Consider the following 23592-nt stretch of genomic DNA (forward strand, 5'->3'; position numbering starts at 1 on the left):
CTTAGGTACGATGCCCCGCCGGACAGAGGGCTCCGGTGGCTTATCGGCTGGCGAGGACCATGCGGTTGCCTTCGCTGTCGCGAAACTCCGCCACCGTGCGCCCCGGCTGCCACGGCGCATCATGCGGTTCGGTGATGATTTCGACGCCGCCCGCCTTCAACGCCGCGCTCATTGCTCCGACATTTTCGTCGACCAGCACCAATACGGGCTCCGCGCCGGGGGCGTCGTCGGCGCGCCTGATGAAATGCAGGTTCGTCACGGCATGCGGAAATGCCAGCTCGATCCAGCGCCAGCCGCCGTCGCCCATCTTCTGGTCGGCCAGCACCTGACAGGCGAGATGCCTGGTGTAGAACGCCTTGGCGCGGTCCTGGTCGAACACCGGAAGCTCGGCAAACTGGATATGCATGGTCGTCTCTCCTGCTTGATGGCTGCCGCGCAGCCGCCCACGCGGGAAAGACGATGCGGGCAACCGAAAAGATTCTTCCACAAGGAGAATCTTTTCAGCGCAGCCGGTCGTCCTTCGTTCATACCAACCAGTCAGGAGACGACGATGGACTACGCGCTCATTCGATACGGTGTGAACCAAGCCGACCTGGAAGATAACCGCGCGCTGGTCGAAAAAGTGTTCGAAGCACTGGGCGAGGCGGCACCGCCGACGGTGCGCTATCTCGTGCTCGAGCTGGACGACGGCTCGTTCGTCCACATCGTCGGCCAGGACGGCGATTCGTCGGCGCTGACCGGGCTTGCCGCCTTCAAGGCATTTGCGGAAAACCACGCCGAACGCCGTTCGACCCCGGCAATGCGATCGCCTGTCAAAGTCATCGGCAATTACCGTATGCTGGCGGGTCAGAAGGCGGGATAGCGCCTGCCATGCCGCTCGCGCAGAAACGGGATGCTACGCCGAAAATGAACAGGGCGACGTTGGAGGCGATGCTCGTCGGGTTGCGGCCAAGGCTGCATCGCTACTGCGCGCGCATGGCCGGCTCGGTGATCGACGGCGAGGACATCGTTCAGGAGGTGCTGATCAACGCGCTGCAGGCGATCGACGGCGGTGCGATGGTCGAACGGCCGGAGCAATGGCTGTTTCGCATCGCCCACAATGCCGCGCAGGATCATCTGCGGCGGCGCAATCGGGAAAGGTCGCGCATGACCGAGGCCGACATGAGCGTCATCGAGGATCCCTCCGGCAGCGCCGACAGCCGGCTCGCCGCCCAGACCGGCCTGCGCGCCTTCATGCAGCTTTCGGTGCCGCAGCGCAGCGCCGTGATCCTGGTCGACGTGCTCGGCCTCAGCCTGCATGAGACCTGCGAAGTGACCGGCGCGACGCTCGCCGCCACCAAGGCCGCGCTGCATCGCGGGCGGGCGCAGCTCAAGCTGCTGGCGCTGCAGCCCGAGCAGGCGCTCGCGCCGAAGCTCGACGCCGATGACGAGCGCCGGCTGCGGCGCTATGTCGACCTGTTCAACGCGCGCGACTTCGACGCGGTCAAGGCACTGATCGCAGAGGACGTCCGGCTCGAAGTCGTCAACCGCGTCCGCCTGCGCGGCAAGGCCCAGGCGTCGACCTATTTCGGCAATTACGACCGTATCAGCGACTGGGCATTGTCACTCGGCTTCGTCGACGGCAGGCCGGCGATCCTTATCCGCGACCCGCAGGCGGCCGACGGCACCGTGCGCGGCTTCGTGCTGGTTGAATGGGCGGGCGATGAAATCATCCAGATCCGCGACTTCCGCTATGCACCGTGGTGCCTGGTCGATGCGGAAATCAGGGCCGTGGAGAGGTGAGGCGAGCGCTGGAAATGGTGCGGAAATGGCGCGCGGAGGCGACAGGGCCAAGGTTGCGCCACCGGACAAGTCTGCCATCGCCTCGATCACTAAGCTGAAGGGCTCCGCCCCCGATTTCGGGGACCGGTATCGTCGCGAAGAGGATCTACGGCCTACACCCGTCATGCTCGATATAGAGCGGTGCCAGCTTTCGGATCAGGCAGCCTCCTCCTGGGTGACCCAAACGCAAATTGTCACACGGCAGCAAGTTCTTAGACTGGTTCCGGTTCTCTGGAACCGGTAACCCGCTCTAACTATCTGTTTTGCCGCATTTATGCGGACGCCAAATGATTCCATTTGGCTGCAAAATGCGCTAGCCGATACGCACGCGGCGCGTCACCTGGCCATTGCTTTCCCAGTATGTGTGTTTCTTGGCAATCAAGGGATCGTCCATCGCCGGTTGAATTTGTCCCGTGGTGCTGACCGCGCGCGAGGTCACCGTGTGTTCTCCAGGAGAGGGATTTGCCCAATCCAGGGACCAAATTTTCCAGGCGTGTTCTGCCTCCTCACTGTGGTCAATGGTCGCTGGTGCCCAAGGCCCCTGATCGATTTGCACTTCGACCCGTTCGATCGGCGCCCCCCAGCCTGCTCCAATGATGGAGTAATCTGAATCTTTCCGGGTAACCTTCGCGGGCGCGGACTTTATCAGCGCTCGCCCGACCGAAGTCTCGGCCCATACGGTCTCGCCGTTGTGGTCCTCCTCCCGGATGGTGACATAGTCACGGGCCATCAGAAGGCTCATGAACCGCGTATCGCGAACCTCGATGCGCTTTAGCCACTTGACGTTGGCGATCCCGTACCAGCCTGGAGCAATGAGCCGTACCGGGAAGCCGTTGGCCGCCGGCAAGGCGGCTCCATTCATTTCATAGCAGAGGAGATTGTCGGGGTTCATCGCGTCGGCGAGCGACATGCTACGAGCGAAGTTCTGCTGCATCTTGACGTCGCGTATCGGGACCTCGCCTGTGTCGGTACCGAAAAAGACGACCTCGATGCCCTTCTCCAGAACACCGGCTTCCTCGAGGATCGGGGCGAGCGGCGTCCCTGCCCAACGGGCATTGCCGATGCCGCCGGTGAAAAAGGGAAATCCGTGGTTGCCCGAGCATTCCACTGTGAAAACGACCTCCTGCCGCGGTCGCGCCCTGATGTCGGCGAGCGTTAACTCCAAGGGCTTCTTGACCAAGCCTCCGATCTCCATCGACCATGTCTTCTCGTCGATCGTTGGTCGGTTGAAATGCGAGATGCTGAAGAACTTGTCGTTTGGCGTTATCCAGCTATCCAAATCCTCCCAGACAAGCTGCTTCTGGATACCCACCGGATCGGGATTTTTGGTCGGCTGATCCAGCCACGGAATAACTTCCTCGCTCGGCCGTGTTGGAAAAGCGTAAGCCCGACGCGAGGTATAGAGAGCAGCAATTGCGGCAAGAGCCGCGCTTCCTTGAACAAGAAGTTCTCTGCGCTGAAAATCAGGCATGTTGTTTACCTCCCAGTTGATCCGGAACGGGCTGCAACGTGCCTTAGGCCGTAGCCTGATCACGGATAGGCGACACAATGTGAGGTCTGCCCATCCGGAAGTATCCGGATAGGTCAGACAATCACCGACGCAAGTCAGGCATGTGAAGCGTTGGACGAAACTCTGGCTCGCGTTTCGCATGCCAAGAGTGCGCCTTTGAGAAGGAAGTGTCCACAACTTGGACGGGACATGATGATGATTGCGGCATTCCATGCCGATTTCCGGTCCTGCCAAATCCTTGCTGCTCGGATCGCTGCCGAACGCCCCTTCTGGGTCATTTCCGGACCTTGGCGGGTTGCGCTCGGAAACGCTTGTTTCGACCCACGTCTGCCGTTCCGATATCGCCCCGCCATCTCCGGGGGGTATGTTCACCCAAATTCGACAAGAAACCGCATTGGCCTGCCGCCTCTTGTCGCGATCACTCTTGGCGCCACAGGATGGCGGCACGGCCGGCGCAGGTGTATGATGATGGTCTAATACTTCGCATCAGGGAGGACAGCATGACGTCTTGGGAAATCAAGGGACGGGAACTCGTCAATTGCACCTGCGAATATGGCTGCAACTGTCAATTCAATGCGCTGCCCGACAAAGGCCATTGCCATGCGGTGGCGGGCATCCAGATTGACGAAGGTCATCATGGCGAAACCGCTCTCGACGGCCTGCGGATCGCCGCGATCTTCAAATGGCCTGGCGCGATCCACGAAGGCAATGGTGAAGCCATCGCTTTCGTCGACGAGAATGCAACCGACCGGCAGCGTGACGCGCTGCTGCGCATCATGACCGGCCAGGACACCGACCCGTTCGCGACGATGTTCGCCGTCTACGCCTCAACCGTGACAAAAATGAATGAGCCGGTTTTCACCAAGATCGATCTCGACCTCGATATCGACGGCCGCAGGGGCCGCATCTTCGTCAAGGACTACATCGAAACGGTCGGCGAACCGATTCGCAACAAGGTGACGGGCGCGGACTCGCGCGCTCAGATCGTGTTGCCGAACGGCTTCGAATATGCGGTCGCCGAGATCGGCAGCGCTTCAAGCACAACCAGCGGGCCGGTTCAGGTGAATATGAAGGACAGTTACGGCCAGTTCGCCCGGCTGCATCTCAACAATCACGGGGTGGTGCGAGCCTGACGCGCCGCATGGACGGTGGGTCGCCACTGGAACGGCTGCTCAGACGCGACCGCGTCATCACGATTGCGGGCGTGGCGGCGCTGTGCCTGCTGGGCTGGCTTTATATCGTCGCCGGTGCAGGGCTCGGCATGAATGCGTGGGAGATGACGAGGGTCGCGCTATTCCCCCACCAGCAAACCGCCGACATGACCTCCGATATGTCTGGCATGGATATGTCTGGCATGGACATGAGCGGGATGGACATGAGCGCGATGGCCATGGCGAACGAACCGCGGGTTTGGGGGGCCGCGATCTGGGCGCTGATGATCGCCATGTGGTGGGTCATGATGATCGCCATGATGTCTCCGAGCGCGGCGCCGACTGTCCTGCTCTATGCGCGCGTGCATCGCCATGCGCTCGCACAGGGCCAGATCCAGGACAAGCTCGCGCCCACCGGCGTATTCATGGCAGGCTATCTCTTGGTCTGGCTGGGGTTCTCCGTCGCGGCAGCTGCGTTGCATTGGCTGCTCGAACGCGAGGCATTCGTTACCGCGGCGACGATGAGTTCGCAGAGCCGCTGGCTTTCAGGCATCGTCCTGATCGCCGCGGGCCTGTATCAGCTCTCGCCGCTCAAGAACGCCTGCCTGTCGCATTGCAGGAAGCCGACGGCGTTCCTTTCCCGCCACTGGCGTCCCCACACACTTGGCGCGCTGCGTTTGGGCGCGCTGCACGGGGCGTTCTGTGTCGGATGCTGCTGGATGCTGATGGCGTTATTGTTCGTGGGTGGCATCATGAACCTGGTGTGGGTTGCCGGGCTCGCCATTCTGGTGCTGGTTGAAAAGGCGTTTCCTGCCGGCCAGTGGGTCGGCCGGGCAGCCGGCATCGCCCTGATCGCCTGGGGCAGCGCAACGCTTTTGGTGTGACGGCCACGTAAAGTGCATCGCACCGCCCCAGCCAGGCCGGCTCACAACGCGTCGGGGCGGACCGGCGGTGACGTCAAGCTTACGCAGGCATTCAGGCGTCAAGGAACTTTGAATCCTGGCGTCCGTTTATCCGAATGTCGGGTATGAAGGGCTCCGCCATGAATGTCGGCGACGAAAGGACTGTATCCGTTTGGGCGAGAACCGAAGTCGCGCCTGATGCGGTTCCGCTCGAGCGGAGTGAACAGGTCGATGTCGTGGTCGTCGGATCTGGCATTGTCGGACTGTCGGTCGCCTACGAACTGGCCATCGCCGGGCAAAAGGTGGCGGTGCTCGATCGCGGCCGGATCGGAAGCGGCATGACGGCCCGCACCACCGCGCACCTGTCATCGATCTGCGATGACTATTTTTCGGAACTGATCAAATTGCGCGGCGAGGAACTGGCGCGGATTTACTATCAAAGCCAGTCGGCCGCTATTGACCGTATCCAATCGATCCTGGAGGCGGAGGGTATGGCGTGTGATTTCCGCCGCCTCGACGGTTTTCTGTTTCCGGCGTCGGGCAGGAAGGAATCCGTCATCGAGCGCGAACTGGACGCCGCTCTGAAGATCGGGGTCGACGTCGAGAAAACCGCAGGCGTGCCGTTTGCAGGCTTTTCGGATGCACCGATCCTTCGCTACGCCAATCAGGCGACATTCCACCCGCTCAAATATCTCCGCGGGCTGGCTGCCGGCATCCGCGCGCACGGCGGCGCGCTTTATGCGGAGACCATCGTCGATAAGGTCGAGGAGACCGACGGCGGCGTGCGCGTAAGCACGGTCTCGGGCTTTGCCGTGTCTGCCAGGTCGGCCGTTGTCGCCACCAACTCGCCGATCAACGATCGGGTCGCGCTCCATACCAAGCAGGCGCCGTATCGGACCTACGCCATGTCGTTCGAGATCGCGCGCGACGTTTTGCCGGATGCACTCTATTGGGACACGCTGGACCCCTATCACTACGTCCGTCTGCAGCCTGGCGAAGGCAAGACCGACTTTCTGATCGTCGGTGGTGAAGACCATAAGACAGGGCAGGCCGACGACGCCGACCACCGCTTCACGGCCCTGGCGGCCTGGATCAAAAAATTGGTGCCCGATCTCGGCGCGGAAGCCAATCGATGGTCCGGGCAGGTGATGGAGACGGTCGACTATGCCGGGTTCATCGGCCGCAATCCCGGTGATCGGCGAGTCTTCGTTGCTACCGGCGATTCCGGCCAGGGCATCACCCATGGGGTCGTGGCAGGCCTGTTGATTTCGGACCTGATTCTGAAGGGGGAAAGCCCCTGGCGGGAACTTTACGAACCCTCTCGCAAGACGGTACGGGCGATCGCCGATTATCTAGCGGAGAATGCGACAGCGATCAGGAGTTTTGCCGAGTATGTCGCGCCTGGTGAAATCGATTCCGCCGACAAGCTGCGGCCGGGGCAGGGCGCCATCGTCCGCGAAGGTCTTACCAAAGTCGCGGCCTTTCGCGACGAGGACGGCACGCTCTACAAACGCTCGGCCGCATGTACCCATGTCGGCTGCCATGTCCATTGGAACTCGCTGGAACGCTGCTGGGACTGCCCCTGCCACGGCTCGCATTTTGCCGTCGATGGCACGGCTTTGAACGGGCCGGCCGTATCGCCCCTGGCTCCTGCCGGATAATCTTTTTTCGCCCCGGCCGCGCAGCTCACAATTCCTTTTCGGCGAGCTCGCGAAACGCGTCGGGAACGGACCGCGACAGTCCGAGCGCGACCGAGGCGTAGCCGACCGCCTCCCAGCCGAAGCGGTCGCGGATCTTGTCGACGGCGCGATCTGCGGTCCAGCGCGCCGCGCCCTTCCTGGTGCCGGGGCGGCAGCGGTCGTCGGCGAGCCCGAGCGGCAGTTCCAGTTGCAGGCCGGCATGCTGCTCCAGATGCGAGACAGCGATCGCCAGCAGCGAGATTGTCTTTTCGTGCGGATGGTCGATGAGCACCTTGCGCACCAGCGCCTCGGCGATCTCGGCCAGCATGGCGGTTGCCGATATCGGCTGGTCGAGCGTGATCGAGCGCGTCACCGAGCGCAGGTCGGCAAAGCGGACGCGAACCGTCACCGTGCGGCCGGGGCGGGATTTCGCCCGCAATCTTGTGGCGACCCTATCGGCCAGATGCAGCAGCGCAGGCACGAAGACCTGCTCCTCGGCCGGTTTTCGGCCGAGCGCCGATTGCGCGCCGGCCGAGCGCGCCCGGCGCTGCGTCTCCAGCTTACGCGGATCGCGGTTCCACGCCAGCGCGTTGAGTTTTTCTCCCGCCGCCGGCCCGAGCAGGCGCTCCAGCGCGCCATCGTTGGTCTTCGCCAGCTCGCCGATGGTGTTGACGCCGATGCCGGCCAGCCGCTCCCTGGTGACCGGGCCGACACCCCACATCAGCTCGACCGGCAGGTGGTGCAGGAACTCCAGCTCGTGGCGCGGATCGACCACCACCAGCCCGTCGGGTTTTGCGACCTGTGAGGCGATCTTGGCCAGATGCTTGGTGCGGGCTACGCCGACCGAGATCGGCAGGCCGAGCTCTGCCCGCACGCGGTGGCGGATCTTGCCGGCGATCTCGGCCGGCGAGCCGAACAGGTGGGTGCAGCCGGCGACGTCGGCAAAGGCCTCGTCGATGGAAATTCGCTCGACCACCGGCGTGAAATCGCCCAGCACCTTGATTGCCGCATCGCCCAGCCGCTGATAGTCCTTGAAATGGCCGCCGACGAAAATGAGTTGCGGGCAGAGTTCCCGCGCCCGCCGTCCCGGCATGCCGCCGCGCACGCCGAACGCCTTGGCTTCATAGGATGCGGCGAGCACTACCCCGCCGCCGACGGCAATCGGCTTGCCGCGCAAGGCCGGGTCGAGCAGTTGTTCGACCGAGGCATAGAAGGCATCCATATCCGCGTGAAGGATGTTGGCTTCCATCCGGCCCGTTCGCCCGCGGCGGTTCGAACGCCGCCTTGTCTAGAGTTTTGATGAGAACATAAAGAGAACATTGTGGGCGGATTGTCAAGCGGCGCGGAGGGCAGGTGAAGGGCAATTGTTTCAGTTTGGCGCCCTCTGTCTGCCTGCGTTCCAGCGTTGGTGGTTGGCGAAAGTCGAAGCAACATCCAATCTCCCCCCTTGCGGGGGAGATGTCCGGCAGGACAGAGGGGGGTGGGACGGATCGCCAACTTCGACTTCAGTTGTTGCCAACTCGAATCAGCCTGAGGGTTTGGCTCCGATTGGTTGACAGGTCGGAGGGACAGCACCCCCCTCTGCCCTGCCGGGCATCTCCCCCGCAAGGGGGGAGATCGGCAGCTTCGCCGACGGCGCCTGCTGCAGCGACCTACAGCGCCATCTTGTAGCCGAGATGGCTGGCGGTGAAACCGAGGCGCTCGTAGAAGGTGTGCGCTTCCCGTCGACTGTTGTCCGTGGTGAGCTGAATGAGGCTGCAGCCGCGCGAACGGCACGCTTCAATCGCCCATTCGATCATCAGCTTGCCGACGCCGCGAGAGCGCCATTGCCGGGCGACGCGAACGCCTTCGATCTGGCCGCGCCAGGCGCCTTTCCTCGAAATGCCTGGAAGGAAGCTGAGTTGCAGCGTTCCGACCAATTGCCCGGCCTCGACGGCCACGGCCAGCAACTGGTTGGGATCGGCATCGATCGCGCTGAAGGCATCGAGATAGGATGGCGCGAGCGGCGTGGACGGGTCTTCCCGGTCTGCGCCGAGCGCATCGTCGGCAAGCATTGCAACGATCGCCGGCAGGTCGGGCGCCTGGGCACGACGGAATTCGATCTCGCTCATCGCGCGGAGACATACGGCGCAGTGTTGGCGATCGCAATATCCGTTTTGACTGCAAGGGGGGCGCGCGTCTTCAGGCGGCCTCCAACGCCCAGAGGCGATAGCTGTAGCGGCGGAAGAAGCGGGCGAAGAGGCGCTGCTGCCTGGCGCGGGCGAGGTCGGCGCTGCGCCTTTCCTGTCGCCAGTGCGGCATGTTGCGGAACATCGACAGGAAGCGGGCGGCGTCCTCGATCGCCTCCTCGGCCGACTGCGCCGGGCGGATCGCCGCCAGGAACAAAGCGCGGCTCGGCTTCATCCGGTCGATCGCCGCCTTGCGCTGGCGATGGCCCTGGCGCGCCGTGCGGATGCCGTCCTGGCGGATGGCCGCGAAGGCGGCAAGCATGGCCGGGCTGTCGCCGGCATAACCGCAGGCCTGGGCGAACTGGGCGAGGTCCATCGTCACTCCCTTGCATTCGGTGGACGGAGCGGCCGCGGCTGCGCCGATTCCAGCTTGCATGGTATAGAAGCATAACTCAAATAAATGAACAAGTGAAACTTTCACGTTGGTGTAAGCGGAACCGACTCGACTCCGCCTCGAAAACCGATAATGATGTGAACAAAGCAGGAACAACGATGGGGATGGCCATGGCATTAGCGGGCAAGGAAGCGACGATCGCCGATGTCGTCTCGATTGCCGTCGAGTGCATCGATTGCGGCCGCAACAGGTGGTGGAAGCCGGCCGAGCTCAAGCGGCATGGGGTGAGGCCGGAGACACCGCTATCAGCACTTTCCGGGCGCCTGATCTGCAAGGCCTGCCGGGCCGACGGCCTGCCGGGCGCCGCCGTTTCGATCCAGGCTGCCTTCATCGACGACCGGCAGCGGGCCCGCGCCGAGGCGCGCCTGCTCAACGGTCGAGAGCTGGAGCAATCGAGGCGGGCTTGAGGGGGAGGGCGTGCTGCTCTTCCCTTCTCCCCTTGTGGGAGAAGGTGGCCGAGCGAAGATCGGTCGGATGAGGGGTGTTGGACGGATCGCTACCTTGATGGCGTAAGTGCTTAAAATCGCGTCTACATTTCCTCCGCCGCGTTCCTTCCAGCACCCTCATCCGGCTCGGCGCTGTGCGCCGATCCACCTTCTCCCACAAGGGGAGAAGGCAACAAGCGCCCGTCAATACCCCAGCAGTTCCTTGAGCGGGATAACGCGGAAGACGTTCTTGATGGCGTAGCGGTTGAAGGTCAGCGTCTTGGGCGGATTGTATTGCTCGACGATCAGCTCGGCGGCGGTGCGCTTGACCAGCTTCTTGATGAAGGCCTTGCCGTTTTGCTCGTTCTCCTCGGGCAGCGTCTCGATCACCACATGGTCGCCGGGCACGGCCTCGCGGCCGCCGCAATAGATCATCTCGCCGGGCTCGTAGCGCGGCACCATCGAATCGCTCAGCACGTGCAGCGCAAACACGTTGCGCAGATGCCGGATCCCCGGCGGCCGCTGGACATAGCCGGCCGGCTGGCCGTTGAAGGTGAAGTCGCCATCGTCGCCGCCGACGGCGGTGCCGAGAAGCTGGATGTCCATCGGCCCGGCGGGCAGGGGGCCGGGATCGGTGACGATCTCGGCATCGGCGACCGGCCCGGCATCTTCGAGGAAGACGACCTCGCCCTTGCCGAGCGCCACCGGGTCGACGCGCAGGAAGGCGGCGGTCTTCAAAAGGTTCTCGGTCTTGGGCAGGTTGCGCCCGGTTTCCCAATTGCCGACGGCAGCGACGTCGGTGTCGTTGTGCTCGGCAATGTGGCGCATCACCAGGCCGCGCTGCTTGCGCGCCCGGCGGATCGCCGCCCCGACCTTGATCGACAGTGCAGTTTTCACCATGGCTCCATCTGAGGCACAAGATTCGGTTTCGTCTATGCAAGAATAGCTTGCATTATGTATTAAGTTATGCTCTTATGTGGCCATGCACAAGTCGCTCCGCCAGCTTTCGGTCCTCGAATCCGCCCCCCAGCGCCAAGGAGGCGGCCGAGATAGTCATGTGCCAACCTTTTCCCCTTCGTCCTGGCTGTCCTCCTCCCCGGCCGGGACGATGCCCGAGGCTCGCGCCTCGGATCCGGCAGCGCAAGCGGCCGGAACGGCCGGAGCCGTTCCCCTCACGGCTCCGGCCACGAATTGCCTGCCGGCCGGCAATGCGGATGCCGCGGTTTCCTGCATCCGCACCGAAGACGGCACAGTAATCGCCTTCGACAAGCGGGCGGCCAAGGCAGTCTCCGGCGCAACAAGGCAGGCGGCCGAGATGAAGCTCGATCGTAGCAAGCCACGCGAGGGCTGACCGGCTTTCGAGCCTGAGGCCGGCGAAGCCGGCGCCACACAACCACCTTTGCAGGGAATAAAACATCATGGCCGCCCGCTATTCCCCCTCCGAATTGGAACAAATCGAGAACTGGCTGATGAGTGGGCTGTCGGCCGCGAAGATCGCCGCCCGGCTGAGTGCGCAACGCGGCCGCCCGGCCTCGCGCGCGGCCATCATCGGCATCGTCCACCGCACCGCCCGTCTGCACGCCATCGGCCTTGCCAGATCCAAGGGATGGTGTAGCGGACGGTCGGGCGGCCGGCATGGAAAATCGGCACCAGAGCCGTCGAACTCCGCCGGCCAGGCAGGGGCAGTACCGGCCGAGCACCACTGCCGCCCGGCAAGGCTCTCGGCCAGGCTGGCGCCGCCGGCCTGGCAGCCGGGTCCGGTTCGGATCACGGGGTCCGATGGCGAGCCGCTCGAAATGCCGGCGCCGCGCCCGATCGCCGCCGGCGGCCGCCAGCCTAACTTCGTCGCCATGCGCTTCATCGACTGCCTGTTCGACCGCTGCCGCGCGCCGCTCGACACGACGCTGCAGGAGGATGCGGAAAACGACGCCCCCGGCAACCGCCCCGGTTTGGACATGCTGTGCTGCGGGCTGCGCACAAGGCCTTCGAAAAGCTACTGCGCCTATCACGCGGCGCGCTTCCTGCGCACGCTGCCGGCCAAAGCTATTTGAGCCCCGCTGGATGACGGAAATTCGCCAGAGCCCGACGACAGAAAACCAGGAGGACAGAGCCGATGAGCAACAAAACCGTCCAAAAGACCAAAGCCAGGCTACCGCGATTGCCGAAGGGCGAGGCCGAGCAGGTGCGCATCCGCAAGGAGATCGGCCATGATTTCGCGCTGCAGGACGACCGGTTCGGCCGCAAGCGGCTGGCCAAGGGAACGCAGGAGGCGGCGCGCCTCTATGAGGTTTCCAATGACGGCCACACCGTGACCGGCGGCATCGTGCGGGTGCGCAATGTCGACCCGCTGACCGGCCTCACCTCATTGTCGCGCCAGCAGCGCGAGGCAGGCATGCGCTACCGCCAGGATTTCCGCAACTCGTCGGAGGCAAGCGCCAAGCCGATGGCCTGGGCCGAGCGCGTCGACGGCGGCCGCACTGGCAGCGGTGTCGCCGATCACATCCTGTCCGCCGGCCGCGACCATGCCGAGGCCACGAGGGCGCTTGCCCATTGGGAGATCGCCGGCATCGTGCAAAAGGTCTGCTGTGCCGACGCAACGGTGAAGAGCCTGGCCGAACAGGCCGGCGAGCCGCGCGACGTGGTGGTGAAACTACTCAAGATCGGGCTCGACATTTTGGCCGTGCACTACGGCATGATGCTGATGCGCAAGCCGCGGTGAGGAGGTCCACCGATCCGGCCGGCACTGCCGGCCGGATCGATCCGTCAACGACGGCAGACACGGATTCGTTCGATAACCCGGTGGTGATGACGCCAGTGCTTGACGACTTCCGTGTGGCAGCGCCGGTGATACCGGTAGCGTGGCCTGTAGTCCTCGTCATAGACGTCATAGCGGTAACGGGGGACGTACTCATCGTCGTAATCGGAATACCGATGATGGCGATAATAATAGTCGTCGTCATAGCCGTTGCCGATGCCGATCGTGACACTACCGCCGGCATTGGCCGGGCCGATCACGGAAGCCGCCGAGGCGATGGCGATCACCGAGGCAAGCAGGAGCTTCTTCATAGCTACCTCCTTCTTTAACGTCCCTCTAATAGAAAAACCCCCGAGGGGCAGGCTCGTTCCACAAATTTGCAAGATGCCACGAACCGAGAGCCCCAAATTAGCGCCGGCGGGGGCGAAAACGCGTCTGGCTGTGCGCCAGGGTGGGGCCGCCGACGCAAGCCCCGAGCGGGTTGTGGTCCGCGCCCTATGTATCCCGTCAAACAGCGACAAATTGGCCAGCGCCAGTCCCGTCACCTTGCCGATCTACAGAACATGGCCCAGTTCCAGCAAAACGAAGGCGGTCGCACCCAGCACAGCGAGGGCGTAGGCCGCATAAAGAACAAGCAGCATCACCTCAAAGTCCCGGACGAAACTTGCGGCAATCCTGGTCTCCTGAGGTTCCGCTTTCTCGATGCTGTCGGTTTCCAGCTGCTCCGTTGCCACGACGAGGCAGACGATCCTGTCGTTTTCGGCCGCCTGTAATATTCGTTCGGTCAAATCGACGGCAATCACTGGATCATCGGCCAACTGATCTCGCGATAGCCAGCTTTCAGTGACAGTCTGGATTTCACGCTTTTTCACGCATGCATAATTGCGCCAACTAAATTAGGTTCCACTAAAATACATGGAATGCGTCGACCGGATCGCGATGTGATGAGGCGTGGCCCTCCTGGGCGGCGAACTGCCGCCTGAGGCCCGCATTTGCCGACCGTCGAGGCGAATCTCGATCCGCATCCTCCGATCAAAGGGCGCCGGCTTCTTCATAGGCTGCTACGGTGCGCCATTGCTGGTAGGTCGCAATGCCAAAGCAGCCAAACTCTCATATCGCGAACGCAGCGCCGACGTCTTCAGTGCCGACCGGCTATGACGAGGATCGCATGCTTACTTATATCCGGCTGCTCGACGCGTCGGCTGAAGGGACCGATTGGCGTGAGGTCGCCCGCATCGTTCTGCACATTGATCCGGAGCAGGAGCCAGACAGGGCTTTCCGGGCGTGGGCGACACACCTGGCGCGTGCACGATGGATGACCAGGAAGCGGAACGAGTTGCGTCAATTGCATGATGAGTGGTGGGGATGAGCACCATCTAAGCGGAACTGCCGTCCCGGTCTGGCCGTTGAGGGAGGAGGCCAACATGGAAAAGCGCCCAATGACTTCTTGGCGAGCCAATACTTTCGAGCTGTGCTGCCTTCTTGCAGTTCCGCTGTCGCTTATCCTTACCGTTTTCCTCGCGGGTCTCATCCTTAGCTGACCCCGGGATGGTTGCCGTGTCGGTCAACGTGGCACCAAAGCCCACCTGAAGGATTCGGCGGGAAAGGCTGCCGGCACCGTTACTTCACAGCCGCCGCCATCACATCCGAAAACAGCGCCCGCTCCACCGCCGGCTCGAGCGTCTCGGCGAAGGGCGTTGCCAGATGGTGGCGGTCGCGGAAGGCGAGTTTGCCGTCGATGAAGACGTGGCAGGTGGTCTGGTCGCAGAAGCGGTCGGTCATGTCGATATAGCTGGCGTTGGGTGTCGAGCGCACGATGTCGCGCTCGATCGTGGCGATGTCGTCATTTGCCGCCATGATCCTCGGCGTATCGCATGTCGCGGGCGTCTGTCCCCGCCACAGCGCCCGCGCCACGCATTTGTCGGCGTAGCTTGCGTTATAGGGCACGTCCCTGATGACCGCGACCTTGATACCGGCCTGGCTGAACGCTTGAAGCGTCCAGGTCAGGCCCGTCCGCCACTGCTCTTGCCAATCGGCGTGCTTCAACTCCTCGGGCGATTCCTTGATCACATTGCCGATCGAGAATTCTGAGATCACCACCAGTTGCGGGTGGAGCGCGATGATGTCCTTGACCGACTGCTCGCGCCATTGGTCGCACTCGGTGTAGTCGCGCTTCAGCCGCCAATTCCAGGTCGTCACCCGCGAAGCCCGGCAGGAGGATTTGAGAAAGGTGACGACGCGAAAGTTGTTCTTCTCGGCCGCCTTGATCAGCGGCGTCGACCAATGGTCGGCATGCGAGTCGCCGAACAGCACGACCGAGCGCTGGGCGTCCTTGCGGCCGAACATGCAGGGTTTCGGCTTGACGGTCTCGAAATCGAGCACGCAGCCGCCGTCGCTCGCGCGCACGGTGGAGAGCTGCGCGGCGCTGTCGGCGATGACGTGCTGTTCGGGGCTGAGATTGTGCTCGGCAAAGCGCGCATTGCCGTAGGCCGCGACCACGCCGGCGCCGGTTAGGGCGACGGCGGGCACCAGCGCCCGCGCTGCTCCGGCCATCAGCCAGCCGTTGCGGCGGATCGGGTTCTCGATGAAATGATAGGTGAACATCGACAGAACCAGCGTCAGCGCCGCGCAGGCAAGCCGGTCAAGCGTGGACAGGTTGGGAACCATCATCGCCGCATAGACGATGACCGGCCAATGCCAGAGGTAGAGCGAATAGGAAAGCCGGCCCAGCCATTGCAGGGGCGCCAGCGCCAGCACGGCGCTTGGCAGGTTGCGGCCGCTGCCGCTGAGCAGCAGCAGCACGGTGCCGGCGACAGGCGCCAGCGCATTCACCCCGGGAAAGGGCGAGTCTTCGTCCAGCATCAGATAGGCCCACGCGATCAGCGCCAGCCCGAGGCATGCCTGGAGGGTGGCCAGCAGCGGCCGGTCGCGCCAGATCCTTGCTGGCGCCATGGTGGCGAGGCCGCCGGCGGCGAATTCCCAGGCCCTGAGCGGCGAGAAGTAAAAGGCCCAAGGCTGCGACACTTCGGTCAGCCAGGCGCAGGCGGCGAAGGAGGCTAGGCCTGCGACGCCGATGACGATTATAGCGGTGCGCTTGCCTGGGCGCAGCCATGCGGCGGCAAGAAGCAGCGCCGGCCATGCCAGGTAGAACTGTTCCTCGACCGAGAGCGACCAGAAGTGGATGAAAGGGTTGTTGGTGGCGTCGGCGGCGAAATAGTCAAACGACCAGCGGATCAGCCAGAGGTTGATCATGTAGGCGGAGGCGAACATGGCGCCTTTCGAATAGAGCGCCTGTTCCTCCGGCGACAGGATGAAATAACCCGCGAACAGCGTGGCGAGGATGACGAACAGTGCCGCCGGCAACAGGCGCCGGGCGCGCCGGGCGTAGAAGCGCCAGAGATTCAGCCGCCCGGTTTCGGTGATTTCCGTAACCAGGTGTTTTGTAATCAGGTAGCCGGAGATGACGAAGAAGATGTCGACGCCGGCAAAGCCGCCGGGCAGACCGGAGAGACCAAAATGAAAGGCAATGACACCCGCCACCGCCAGCGCGCGCAGCCCTTCGATGTCAGGCCGAAATGATGCCGACACAATCACCTCATGCAAGGAATGCCCACCTCGCAGAGGCTCGACCCGATGCGCCGATATTGCAATGCAACAAATCTAACGCAGTGCAACATAGGGGGAGGGCGCGGCTCCTCCAGCTTCTGGCGTGGGCGGTTCACTCACATGAGCGATTCAGTCATGAGAGCGATTGATATTGAAGCGAAACGAAGGGTGCCGAGGCACTCACGCCTTTTTCAAAAACTCGGTCTTCAGCACCAGGCCCTTTACCTGCCTGGTGCTGCATTCGATCTCGCCGGGATTGCCGGTGAGGCGAATGTTCTTCACCAGCGTGCCGCGCTTGATCGTCTCCGAGGTGCCTTTGACCTTGAGATCCTTGATCAGGGTCACGGAGTCGCCCTCGTGCAGCGCCGTGCCATTGCTGTCTCGTACGATCGCGTCGGTCATGGCAGGTCTTTCGTAGGCTTCGGTGGGGGATGGTTGGGCCAGTCCCGGCCTATCCCACGGTTGGCGGCGAGGTCAAGCGTGCTGGGTCAAGCCGCGTTGCCGGGGTCAGGTGCATCAGCTATTGACCGGCAGCCATTCCGGCACAATTCAAGACGGAGCCGACCATGACAGACAAGACCATCCTCAAATTCGGCGCCGTCGAGAACGCCGAGACCGGCGATCTCGCGGGATGGGTCGTGGTCGAAGGCGAGCCGACCATGAAGACCGCCGTCCAGCACATTACCGAGGACGGCAAGGTCATGTCGGGAACCTGGCAGGCGAGCCCGGGCACCTATCACGCAACCTACAGCGACTATGAGTTCGTGCACATGATAGCCGGCCGTATCGTCATCACGCCGGATGGCGGCGCGCCTGTCGAAGTCGGCCCCGGCGATGCCTTCGTGGTGGAAGCCGATTTCAAGGGGACGTGGAAGATCATCGAGCCGGTGACCAAGCACTTTGTCGTCAGGATCGGCTGACGCCGAATAGTGCGATTGACGCTTGCGCCCGACTGAACCGAGGGTCCCAAAACGAAGATGGCGGGCATCTCTGCCCGCCACTGCGATTGTGCTGAACCGACGTGCCTAGTTGGCGCCGCCGAGTTGCTTGGTCATCTTGCAGAAATCGTCATGCTCCTTGGCAATGGCCTCGTCGCCGCATTCCTTCATCATCATCGCCTGGTCCTCTTTGGACATGGCCATCCATGCGGTCTTGAATTCGGCTGCCGGCTTCATGGTCTTCATGCCGGCATCGGTAAAGAACGGCGACATTTTCTGCGGATCGTCGAGCGCCGAAGTGCCAGTGGCACCGGCGGCAAGCGCTGCGCCGGTCATCATTGAAAGCGCCATCGCGCCCATGCAAAGCATCTTGATGTTCATGATCATTCCTCCTGAGCTGCTGCTTTGAGGTTGTCCATCAGCGATCTACGAAGGAACGGCGTTTTGACCCAAAAGTTCCAGGTTCTGGCGCAAGCATGGAACAGGATTGCTGGTGCCGCCACTTATGCAAAAAATTCTACCGTGACGGAGCTGCCGCGCTGCCGGCAGCAAGCCAAACGACGGCAAATCAAAGCTTCGCTGTAGGAGAGGCTGCGAAGTTGCACGCCGGCTCAATATGCCCGATCATGGCAATGGCGGGGCGGAGGTATCAAGTGGCGGCAAATAGTCGAAACGGCGCGCACCTGTCGGAGACCCGGCGGGCGAGCATTGTTTCCGCGGCCAGGGCGCTTCCGCGCACATCGTTGCCCAGCGTAGCGTCGGTCGTGACGGCCGTCGCGGCGCTCTATTTCGGGCGCGAGGTCTTTCTGCCGATCGCAATCGCCCTGCTGCTTACCTTTGCGCTTGTGCCGATGGTGTCGGCACTCAAGCGAGCCGGCATTCCGCGTCTTCCTGCCGTGATCGCCAGCGTGCTCGGCGCATTCACGGCGCTGGCGCTGTTCTCCTTCATAGTCGCCACACAGGTCAGTGAACTGGCGCAGAACATCCCGCTTTACCAGGCGAATATCCTGACCAAGGTCCGGTCGCTCAAGGAAACCGGCGTCGGCGGAGGCATCGTTTCCAGATTGAGCCGGGTGATCGAACGCGTCGGCCAGGAACTCGACAGACCGGAACCCGCGCAACCCGCCGCCGATCAGCCTCCGCGGGAGCCGATCCCGGTCGAAATCGTCGCGCGCGAACGACCGCTCGAGGTTCTCCAGAATCTGATCGGCCCGCTGCTGAGCCCGCTGGCATCGGCCGGACTGATCGTCGTGGTGGTCATATTCATGCTGCTCGAGCGGGAGGACCTGCGCGATCGCTTCATACGCCTCGTCGGCTACGGCGATCTGCATCGAACCACCGAGGCGCTGCAGGATGCCGGCAAGCGCGTCGGCCGCTATCTGCTCATGCAATTGGTCGTGAACATCGTCTATGCCGTTCCGATTGCAATCGGACTTTGGCTGCTGGGCATACCCAATCCATTGCTGTGGGGTTTGCTGGCGCTGGCGCTGCGCTTCGTTCCCTATATCGGCCCGGTTATCGCGACGCTGCTGCCTCTGTTCCTGGCGCTGGCCGTGGCGCCCGGCTGGTCGCTCGTGCTATGGACCGCCGGGCTTTTCGCGGTGGTGGAACTGATCACCGGCAACGTGATCGAACCCTGGCTCTACGGCTCGCGCACCGGGCTGTCGCCGTTGGCTATTATCGTTGCGGCGATCTTCTGGACCTGGCTCTGGGGGCCATTGGGCCTCGTTCTGTCGACGCCGCTCACGGTCTGCCTCGTCGTGCTCGGCCGATATGTGCCGCAGTTCGAATTCCTCGACGTTCTGTTCGGCAACGAACCGGTGCTCGAACCGCACGCCCGGCTTTACCAGCGGCTGCTGGCCGGCGATCCCGAGGAAGCGACGGACCATGCCGAGGAGATGCTGGAGGAAGAATATCTCGTCGAGTTCTACGACAAGGTCGCGATTCCCGCACTTCTGCTCGGCGAGCAGGACCGTGTGCGTGGTGTGTTGAGCGATGAGCAAAGACAGCAGGTCGCGGGCAGCGCGCTGACGATGGTGGCGAACCTCGACGACAGCGCGCAGGAGGAGGCGGAAGCGGGCGACACTGCCGCGGCCGAGGACAACGGCTCACACGAGGACAAGCAGGTTCAGGGGGAGGTTCAGGGCGGGGACGACACCGAACTACCGGATGGCACGGGCATGTCGGTGCTGTGCGCCGGAGGGCGCGGCGAACTCGACGACGCGGCTGCCGCCATGCTCGCACAGGTGCTCGAAGTCCAGGGCGCCACGGTGTTGAGAGCGAGCTTCGCCGATATGGAACCGGGGAGCATTCGCCGCCTTGAGCTCGACGCTATCGATACCGCCGTCGTCGGATTTTTGAACCGGAATTCCGTCAAGCACGGCCGGTTCCTGGTCCGTCGGCTGAAACGCGCCAAACCAAGGTTGCGGGTGGGTATCGTGTTGTGGTCGGAACCCGACAGTGACAACCAGGAGGCAGCCGCCAAATTGGCCAATGAGATCAACGCTGATTTCGTCGCACACGGAATGGTCGGTGCGGTGCTCGGTGCGTTGTCCAGCAATCCGCCGGTGGCGCTGAAGACCACCGCCAAACGCCGCATGCGCCGCCTGGCGCCGGCGCGCAAGAAAGAGCCGCTCGCCGCGGCAAAATGAGCGCGGCCAACGACCGCGGCAGTGGTGTTATTACCGTTTTCGCGAAAACGGTAATTAGCGAAACGGATCAGGTGTCTTCGCAAGGATTGCGCTGAACCGTCCGGACGGTGCCGCGGCAAAGGGTGCGTACCCCTCACACCGTCCAGAAATAGCGCACGGTATGGAAGAACACCGGGGCGGCGAAGACCAGGCTGTCGGCACGGTCCATCATGCCGCCATGGCCTTCGATCAGGTGGCCCCAGTCCTTGACGCCCTGATCGCGCTTGATGGCGGAGGCGACCAGCCCGCCGAAGAATCCCATCAGGCAGGCGACCAGAGCGACGCCGGCCGCCTGCAGCGGCGAAAACGGCGTCAGGAACGACAGCAGCGCGCCGAGCAGGCTCGATGCCGCCAGCCCGCCGACCAGTCCCTCCCAGGTCTTCGACGGCGAGACCGTCGGCGCCAGGAGGTGGCGGCCGAACAGTTTGCCGAAGATATATTGCAGCACGTCGCTGCCTTGCACGGTGACGATCAGGAAGGCGATCAGCAACAGGTTGCGGCCTTCGAAACCGGGTACTTCGAGTGTTAGCAGCGCCGGCACGTGGCTGACGCAGTAGACCGAGATCATGACCGCCCATTGCTGCGCCGAGACGCGCTCGAGAAAGCGTTCGGTGTCGCCGTGCAGTGCGGTGATCGCCGGCATCAGCAGGAAGCAGTAGACCGGGATGAAGATGGTGAAGAGCCCGTACCAGGCGGTCCACACCAGCCAGTACTGGAACGGGATGACGATGCCGAACATGCCGAGCAGCACCCAGTGGTCGCTGCGGCGGCTGTGTGTCAGCGTCACGAATTCGCGCAGGGCGGCGAAGGAAATCAGCGCGAACAGGATGGTCATGCCGGGGCGGCCGAAGAAGAAGGCAACGGTGATCGCCACCACCATCACCCACCAGGCATTGATGCGCTGGGTGAGGTTGACCAGCGTCGGCGACAACGGTTTTGGCGCGCGCCATGACAAGACGCCGGCGACGACGCTGGCGCTGATCAGCACCGCCAGTAGGCCGACAATCAGAATGAGGGTTTCGTGCATCATCGGCAGCATTTTGCCTTGGTCCTCAATCGTCTCGTTGCGGCCGGGGGTTCAGCGCCAGCAGCGTTTCGCGGGCACGGTCGAGAAAGGCGCGGCGTTCCTCACCCGGTTGAATAGCGATCGGCGCGCCGAAGACGACACGGCAAAGCAGCGGCACCGGCACGAATTGCCCCTTGGGCAGCACCCGCGACATGTTCTCAATCCAGCACGGGATGAGTTCGACATCGGGCCGCGCCATCGACAGATTGTAGAGGCCGGAGCGGAACGGCAGCAGCGGTTCGTCGGTCATGTTGCGCGTGCCTTCGGGAAACAGGATCAGCGAATGGCCCTGATCGAGCACTGACAGCATGATCGAGATCGGGTGCTGCGTTTCATCCGTCCACTGCCGGTGGATCAGCACGGAAGACAGCATGTCCTCGGCAATGAAACGGCGCAGCCGCGTCTTGCCCCAATAATCGGCGGCGGCCACCGCATGGGTACTGGCGCGTTCCTTCTCGCTGAGGCAGGCCGACAGCAGGATGAAATCGCCGTGGCTGGCATGGTTGGCGAAGTAGATGCGCTGTCGGTCCGATGGCTGGCTGCCGTTCCAGATCGGCCGCACGCCGGTGACCGCCCAGGCCAGCGCCGACAGGCCGACCGAGGTCACCGTCTGCAGCAAGGTATAGGTGCTGACACGAAGCTTTGTCATGTACGGGCTCAAAAGAATGCCGCGACGACCGAGGCCGCCGCGAACAGGCCGAACGTGATACGCTGCTTGGCAAGCAGGCGGCGCGTGCCGGCTATCCGCTGGTCGAGCGAGCGGCCGCCGGCCGCCGTGGGTTTCAGCCGCATGCGCGCCAGCACATCGTCGACCGCGGCACCGCCGCCTGCCTCGCTGGCGTGGCTGGCCATCAGCCGGAACAGCAGCGCGTCGAACAAAAGCAGGGCCGAGAGAATGATTGTGGCTATGGCACCCGCTGCGGCGATCAGCCAGGCTACCGCCGACAGCGACGATGTTTGCGGCACTGCCGCCAGGCCGACGACCGGCGCCGCCAGCAAGGCAGCGGCAACCAGCAGCAGCGGCCATGCCACCTGCACCATCAGCCCGGCGGCGAACGTCTCGGCCCTATCTCGAAAGGCGGTCATGCCGGTGCGTCCACGCCAAGATGCACCGGCCGGCCCGCGGCGGCGAGCTTGCCTCGCGCCTGAGCCGGCGTGTCGGCCCGGCCGCTGGCGACCAGCCATTCGGCGACGACGGCGGCGCTGCGCTGGAAGCCAAGCGCACAGCAGACCAGCACCGTGCCCTGGCCCCGCGCCGTCTCGATCGCCGCCACCGCTTGCGCACGCGCCTCGCGAGACGGCGGCAAAAGGTCGACCATGGGCAGGCTCACCCAGCGGATCGAGGCGCCACGCGGCCTTTCCAATTCGCCGGCAAGATCGACCACCGTGCCGAAGGCGTCGGCCTCGGCGGCGGTCGGAAAACGGCCGAGGCAAACACCGTCGGCGATGACGATCTGCGCTGGAAGCTTTCGCGTCCACGCCCACACATTGACCCTGGCAACAAGGCGGTAGGGCCAAAGCAGGAGACGGCTGGCCAGCGACACGCGGCCATCAGCTGTTTTCTGGAACACTTTGGCGCCGGCGCCGGCATAGGCGAAAGCGACGATGGCCAGCGCCAGTGCCGGCCACAACAGGATGAGCCACAGCGCCGAGACCAACGCGCCGGCAGCGGCACTGGCCAGCGCAAGGCTTGCGCCGAGCGCATAGAACAGCGCCAGCCGCCGCGCTTTCGGGTCAACGCTCAGGCGGAAGCCGTCGAATGGCAGCTCGCCGTCGCGCGGAAACAGCCACAGAGCGAAAAGGCCGAGCAGCGCGCCGGTCGGAATGTCGATGAAATGGTGCTGCCACGTCGTCAGCACCGAGGCGCCGATCAGGAAACACCAGACATGCCAGGCGGCGCCGGCGATGCCGGTCAACCTGTGACGCCAATGGTCCCAGATGATGACCAGTAGTGCGATGTGCAGCGACGGCGCCTGGTTGAAGGGCTTGTCGAAGCCGCCGAGCACGGCGAACATGAAACCGGGCAGGCCGCTTGTCTGCGGACGCACGAAGGTCGCCGTCAGCGGGAACAGGATAAAGCAGGCGACGGCGATGATCTGCGCCGTCAGATAGCGGCCGGCGAGGCGGTCGACGCCGTTCTTCGAATTGTTCAACAGCAGCGACAGGCCGTAGAATAGATTGATCGACCAGTAGGGCACGATCGTCCAGGCAAGGAACGGGATGCCATGCTCCCAGCCGAAGACGATGCTGCCGACATCGTCGCGCCGCGACGCCAGCCAGTTGGCGAAGCCGTAGGTGGAGTAGAAGAACGGCGCCAGAAATGCCAGCCACAGCGCGGCGCGCAGGACTATCCCGGGATACGGCTCGCGCGGCAAGGCCGGAAGGGCAGGGGCATCGCGAGGCAAGGCAGAGGCAGGCAAGTCCATG

The 23592-nt window shown here is 63.5% G+C and carries 27 protein-coding genes; 12 read left to right on the forward strand and 15 right to left on the reverse strand.

Annotation, left to right across the window (positions count from 1 at the left end; all coding sequences use genetic code 11):
* Positions 1-40: 40 nt before the first annotated feature.
* Entirely contained in the window at positions 41-406 is a 366-nt protein-coding gene (locus NKH63_RS00460) for a VOC family protein (RefSeq protein WP_352481659.1), read from the reverse strand.
* Between the two features lie 144 nt (positions 407-550).
* Here NKH63_RS00460 and NKH63_RS00465 point away from each other — a divergent pair, with 144 nt between their 5' ends.
* Both NKH63_RS00465 and NKH63_RS00470 read left to right on the forward strand, forming a co-directional pair.
* A complete protein-coding gene (locus NKH63_RS00465; protein WP_352481658.1) occupies positions 551-862 on the forward strand; it encodes a hypothetical protein in 312 nt (103 codons plus the stop codon).
* A 44-nt stretch (positions 863-906) separates the two neighbouring features.
* The gene (locus NKH63_RS00470) at positions 907-1782 is read left to right on the forward strand and encodes a sigma-70 family RNA polymerase sigma factor (RefSeq protein ID WP_352481657.1); all 876 of its coding nucleotides are present in this window, start codon (positions 907-909) and stop codon (positions 1780-1782) included.
* A gap of 352 nt (positions 1783-2134) precedes the next feature.
* Here NKH63_RS00470 and NKH63_RS00475 read toward each other — a convergent pair whose 3' ends face one another.
* Positions 2135-3292 carry a sulfite oxidase gene (locus NKH63_RS00475; RefSeq protein ID WP_352592728.1) on the reverse strand — a complete coding sequence of 386 codons (1158 nt, stop codon included), beginning with the start codon at positions 3290-3292 and terminating at the stop codon, positions 2135-2137.
* Positions 3293-3831: 539 nt separating this feature from the next.
* Here NKH63_RS00475 and NKH63_RS00480 point away from each other — a divergent pair.
* The 3 genes from NKH63_RS00480 (at position 3832) to NKH63_RS00490 (ending at position 7045) form a co-directional block, all read left to right on the forward strand.
* Positions 3832-4464, forward strand: a complete 633-nt coding sequence (locus tag NKH63_RS00480; protein ID WP_352481656.1) for a DUF1326 domain-containing protein — start codon at positions 3832-3834, stop codon at positions 4462-4464.
* A gap of 8 nt (positions 4465-4472) precedes the next feature.
* Positions 4473-5366, forward strand: coding sequence for a DUF2182 domain-containing protein (locus tag NKH63_RS00485; protein ID WP_352481655.1), 894 nt, complete (start codon positions 4473-4475; stop codon positions 5364-5366).
* Between the two features lie 158 nt (positions 5367-5524).
* Positions 5525-7045, forward strand: coding sequence for an FAD-dependent oxidoreductase (locus NKH63_RS00490; RefSeq protein WP_352481713.1), 1521 nt, complete (start codon positions 5525-5527; stop codon positions 7043-7045).
* Positions 7046-7070: 25 nt separating this feature from the next.
* On the opposite strand, the gene dinB is transcribed toward NKH63_RS00490, so the two are convergent.
* The 3 genes from dinB to NKH63_RS00505 all read right to left on the reverse strand — a co-directional run bounded on the left by dinB (position 7071) and on the right by NKH63_RS00505 (position 9607).
* Positions 7071-8312: a DNA polymerase IV gene (dinB, locus tag NKH63_RS00495; protein ID WP_352481654.1), complete on the reverse strand. Its 1242-nt coding sequence runs from the start codon at positions 8310-8312 to the stop codon at positions 7071-7073.
* A gap of 403 nt (positions 8313-8715) precedes the next feature.
* Entirely contained in the window at positions 8716-9174 is a 459-nt protein-coding gene (locus tag NKH63_RS00500; protein WP_023722937.1) for a GNAT family N-acetyltransferase, read from the reverse strand.
* A 70-nt stretch (positions 9175-9244) separates the two neighbouring features.
* A complete protein-coding gene (locus NKH63_RS00505; protein WP_352481653.1) occupies positions 9245-9607 on the reverse strand; it encodes a hypothetical protein in 363 nt (120 codons plus the stop codon).
* Between the two features lie 188 nt (positions 9608-9795).
* Between NKH63_RS00505 and NKH63_RS00510 the strand changes: the two genes are divergently transcribed.
* A complete protein-coding gene (locus NKH63_RS00510) occupies positions 9796-10092 on the forward strand; it encodes a hypothetical protein (RefSeq protein ID WP_031195369.1) in 297 nt (98 codons plus the stop codon).
* A 222-nt stretch (positions 10093-10314) separates the two neighbouring features.
* Here NKH63_RS00510 and NKH63_RS00515 read toward each other — a convergent pair whose 3' ends face one another.
* Positions 10315-11010, reverse strand: a complete 696-nt coding sequence (locus tag NKH63_RS00515; RefSeq protein WP_023722940.1) for an XRE family transcriptional regulator — start codon at positions 11008-11010, stop codon at positions 10315-10317.
* A gap of 208 nt (positions 11011-11218) precedes the next feature.
* Between NKH63_RS00515 and NKH63_RS00520 the strand changes: the two genes are divergently transcribed.
* From NKH63_RS00520 to NKH63_RS00530, 3 genes are all read left to right on the forward strand, one after another.
* On the forward strand, positions 11219-11461 hold the full coding sequence (locus NKH63_RS00520) for a hypothetical protein (protein WP_352481652.1): 243 nt from the start codon (positions 11219-11221) through the stop codon (positions 11459-11461).
* A gap of 67 nt (positions 11462-11528) precedes the next feature.
* Complete coding sequence (locus NKH63_RS00525) at positions 11529-12161, forward strand: GcrA cell cycle regulator (protein ID WP_352481651.1); 633 nt, start codon at positions 11529-11531, stop codon at positions 12159-12161.
* A gap of 62 nt (positions 12162-12223) precedes the next feature.
* Positions 12224-12829 (forward strand): DUF6456 domain-containing protein, encoded by a 606-nt coding sequence (locus NKH63_RS00530; protein ID WP_352917595.1) that lies wholly within the window; start codon positions 12224-12226, stop codon positions 12827-12829.
* A 44-nt stretch (positions 12830-12873) separates the two neighbouring features.
* On the opposite strand, the gene NKH63_RS00535 is transcribed toward NKH63_RS00530, so the two are convergent.
* Both NKH63_RS00535 and NKH63_RS00540 read right to left on the reverse strand, forming a co-directional pair.
* Positions 12874-13176, reverse strand: coding sequence for a hypothetical protein (locus tag NKH63_RS00535; protein ID WP_352457316.1), 303 nt, complete (start codon positions 13174-13176; stop codon positions 12874-12876).
* Positions 13177-13419: 243 nt separating this feature from the next.
* Positions 13420-13737 (reverse strand): hypothetical protein, encoded by a 318-nt coding sequence (locus tag NKH63_RS00540; protein WP_352481649.1) that lies wholly within the window; start codon positions 13735-13737, stop codon positions 13420-13422.
* 218 nt (positions 13738-13955) lie between these two features.
* Between NKH63_RS00540 and NKH63_RS00545 the strand changes: the two genes are divergently transcribed.
* Positions 13956-14234 (forward strand): hypothetical protein, encoded by a 279-nt coding sequence (locus tag NKH63_RS00545; protein ID WP_352457314.1) that lies wholly within the window; start codon positions 13956-13958, stop codon positions 14232-14234.
* 251 nt (positions 14235-14485) lie between these two features.
* Here NKH63_RS00545 and NKH63_RS00550 read toward each other — a convergent pair whose 3' ends face one another.
* Both NKH63_RS00550 and NKH63_RS00555 read right to left on the reverse strand, forming a co-directional pair.
* Positions 14486-16453, reverse strand: a complete 1968-nt coding sequence (locus tag NKH63_RS00550; protein ID WP_352481648.1) for an acyltransferase family protein — start codon at positions 16451-16453, stop codon at positions 14486-14488.
* Positions 16454-16651: 198 nt separating this feature from the next.
* Positions 16652-16873: an alkylphosphonate utilization protein gene (locus NKH63_RS00555; RefSeq protein ID WP_352481647.1), complete on the reverse strand. Its 222-nt coding sequence runs from the start codon at positions 16871-16873 to the stop codon at positions 16652-16654.
* A 164-nt stretch (positions 16874-17037) separates the two neighbouring features.
* Between NKH63_RS00555 and NKH63_RS00560 the strand changes: the two genes are divergently transcribed.
* A complete protein-coding gene (locus NKH63_RS00560; protein WP_023722949.1) occupies positions 17038-17391 on the forward strand; it encodes a cupin domain-containing protein in 354 nt (117 codons plus the stop codon).
* A 105-nt stretch (positions 17392-17496) separates the two neighbouring features.
* Here NKH63_RS00560 and NKH63_RS00565 read toward each other — a convergent pair whose 3' ends face one another.
* Positions 17497-17790 carry a hypothetical protein gene (locus NKH63_RS00565; RefSeq protein ID WP_352481646.1) on the reverse strand — a complete coding sequence of 98 codons (294 nt, stop codon included), beginning with the start codon at positions 17788-17790 and terminating at the stop codon, positions 17497-17499.
* A 272-nt stretch (positions 17791-18062) separates the two neighbouring features.
* Between NKH63_RS00565 and NKH63_RS00570 the strand changes: the two genes are divergently transcribed.
* Positions 18063-20060, forward strand: a complete 1998-nt coding sequence (locus NKH63_RS00570) for an AI-2E family transporter (protein WP_502896283.1) — start codon at positions 18063-18065, stop codon at positions 20058-20060.
* Between the two features lie 133 nt (positions 20061-20193).
* On the opposite strand, the gene NKH63_RS00575 is transcribed toward NKH63_RS00570, so the two are convergent.
* The 4 genes from NKH63_RS00575 to NKH63_RS00590 are packed head-to-tail and all read right to left on the reverse strand — an operon-like array spanning position 20194 to position 23591.
* Positions 20194-21129 (reverse strand): phosphatidate cytidylyltransferase, encoded by a 936-nt coding sequence (locus NKH63_RS00575; RefSeq protein ID WP_352481711.1) that lies wholly within the window; start codon positions 21127-21129, stop codon positions 20194-20196.
* Between the two features lie 22 nt (positions 21130-21151).
* Complete coding sequence (locus NKH63_RS00580; RefSeq protein ID WP_352481645.1) at positions 21152-21814, reverse strand: lysophospholipid acyltransferase family protein; 663 nt, start codon at positions 21812-21814, stop codon at positions 21152-21154.
* Positions 21815-21822: 8 nt separating this feature from the next.
* Entirely contained in the window at positions 21823-22251 is a 429-nt protein-coding gene (locus NKH63_RS00585) for a hypothetical protein (protein ID WP_031195380.1), read from the reverse strand.
* The gene (locus NKH63_RS00590) at positions 22248-23591 is read right to left on the reverse strand and encodes a phosphatase PAP2/dual specificity phosphatase family protein (protein ID WP_352481644.1); all 1344 of its coding nucleotides are present in this window, start codon (positions 23589-23591) and stop codon (positions 22248-22250) included. Before NKH63_RS00590 ends, NKH63_RS00585 begins: the two co-directional genes overlap by 4 nt.
* Between the last annotated feature and the right edge of the window lies 1 nt (position 23592).

The sequence above is a fragment of the Mesorhizobium sp. M0960 genome (assembly GCF_040319055.1).
Taxonomy (GTDB): Bacteria; Pseudomonadota; Alphaproteobacteria; order Rhizobiales; family Rhizobiaceae; genus Mesorhizobium.

Excerpts from the sequence above, each read along its gene's own strand:
- NKH63_RS00460 (WP_352481659.1), bottom strand. The coding sequence starts at position 406 with ATGCATATCCAGTTTGCCGAGCTTCCGGTGTTCGACCAGGACCGCGCC.
- NKH63_RS00465 (WP_352481658.1), top strand. The coding sequence starts at position 551 with ATGGACTACGCGCTCATTCGATACGGTGTGAACCAAGCCGACCTGGAA.
- NKH63_RS00470 (WP_352481657.1), top strand. The coding sequence starts at position 907 with ATGAACAGGGCGACGTTGGAGGCGATGCTCGTCGGGTTGCGGCCAAGG.
- NKH63_RS00475 (WP_352592728.1), bottom strand. The coding sequence starts at position 3,292 with ATGCCTGATTTTCAGCGCAGAGAACTTCTTGTTCAAGGAAGCGCGGCT.
- NKH63_RS00480 (WP_352481656.1), top strand. The coding sequence starts at position 3,832 with ATGACGTCTTGGGAAATCAAGGGACGGGAACTCGTCAATTGCACCTGC.
- NKH63_RS00485 (WP_352481655.1), top strand. The coding sequence starts at position 4,473 with ATGGACGGTGGGTCGCCACTGGAACGGCTGCTCAGACGCGACCGCGTC.
- NKH63_RS00490 (WP_352481713.1), top strand. The coding sequence starts at position 5,525 with ATGAATGTCGGCGACGAAAGGACTGTATCCGTTTGGGCGAGAACCGAA.
- dinB (WP_352481654.1), bottom strand. The coding sequence starts at position 8,312 with ATGGAAGCCAACATCCTTCACGCGGATATGGATGCCTTCTATGCCTCG.
- NKH63_RS00500 (WP_023722937.1), bottom strand. The coding sequence starts at position 9,174 with ATGAGCGAGATCGAATTCCGTCGTGCCCAGGCGCCCGACCTGCCGGCG.
- NKH63_RS00505 (WP_352481653.1), bottom strand. The coding sequence starts at position 9,607 with ATGGACCTCGCCCAGTTCGCCCAGGCCTGCGGTTATGCCGGCGACAGC.
- NKH63_RS00510 (WP_031195369.1), top strand. The coding sequence starts at position 9,796 with ATGGCATTAGCGGGCAAGGAAGCGACGATCGCCGATGTCGTCTCGATT.
- NKH63_RS00515 (WP_023722940.1), bottom strand. The coding sequence starts at position 11,010 with ATGGTGAAAACTGCACTGTCGATCAAGGTCGGGGCGGCGATCCGCCGG.
- NKH63_RS00520 (WP_352481652.1), top strand. The coding sequence starts at position 11,219 with ATGCCCGAGGCTCGCGCCTCGGATCCGGCAGCGCAAGCGGCCGGAACG.
- NKH63_RS00525 (WP_352481651.1), top strand. The coding sequence starts at position 11,529 with ATGGCCGCCCGCTATTCCCCCTCCGAATTGGAACAAATCGAGAACTGG.
- NKH63_RS00530 (WP_352917595.1), top strand. The coding sequence starts at position 12,224 with ATGAGCAACAAAACCGTCCAAAAGACCAAAGCCAGGCTACCGCGATTG.
- NKH63_RS00535 (WP_352457316.1), bottom strand. The coding sequence starts at position 13,176 with ATGAAGAAGCTCCTGCTTGCCTCGGTGATCGCCATCGCCTCGGCGGCT.
- NKH63_RS00545 (WP_352457314.1), top strand. The coding sequence starts at position 13,956 with ATGCCAAAGCAGCCAAACTCTCATATCGCGAACGCAGCGCCGACGTCT.
- NKH63_RS00555 (WP_352481647.1), bottom strand. The coding sequence starts at position 16,873 with ATGACCGACGCGATCGTACGAGACAGCAATGGCACGGCGCTGCACGAG.
- NKH63_RS00560 (WP_023722949.1), top strand. The coding sequence starts at position 17,038 with ATGACAGACAAGACCATCCTCAAATTCGGCGCCGTCGAGAACGCCGAG.
- NKH63_RS00565 (WP_352481646.1), bottom strand. The coding sequence starts at position 17,790 with ATGAACATCAAGATGCTTTGCATGGGCGCGATGGCGCTTTCAATGATG.
- NKH63_RS00575 (WP_352481711.1), bottom strand. The coding sequence starts at position 21,129 with ATGATGCACGAAACCCTCATTCTGATTGTCGGCCTACTGGCGGTGCTG.
- NKH63_RS00580 (WP_352481645.1), bottom strand. The coding sequence starts at position 21,814 with ATGACAAAGCTTCGTGTCAGCACCTATACCTTGCTGCAGACGGTGACC.
- NKH63_RS00585 (WP_031195380.1), bottom strand. The coding sequence starts at position 22,251 with ATGACCGCCTTTCGAGATAGGGCCGAGACGTTCGCCGCCGGGCTGATG.
- NKH63_RS00590 (WP_352481644.1), bottom strand. The coding sequence starts at position 23,591 with ATGGACTTGCCTGCCTCTGCCTTGCCTCGCGATGCCCCTGCCCTTCCG.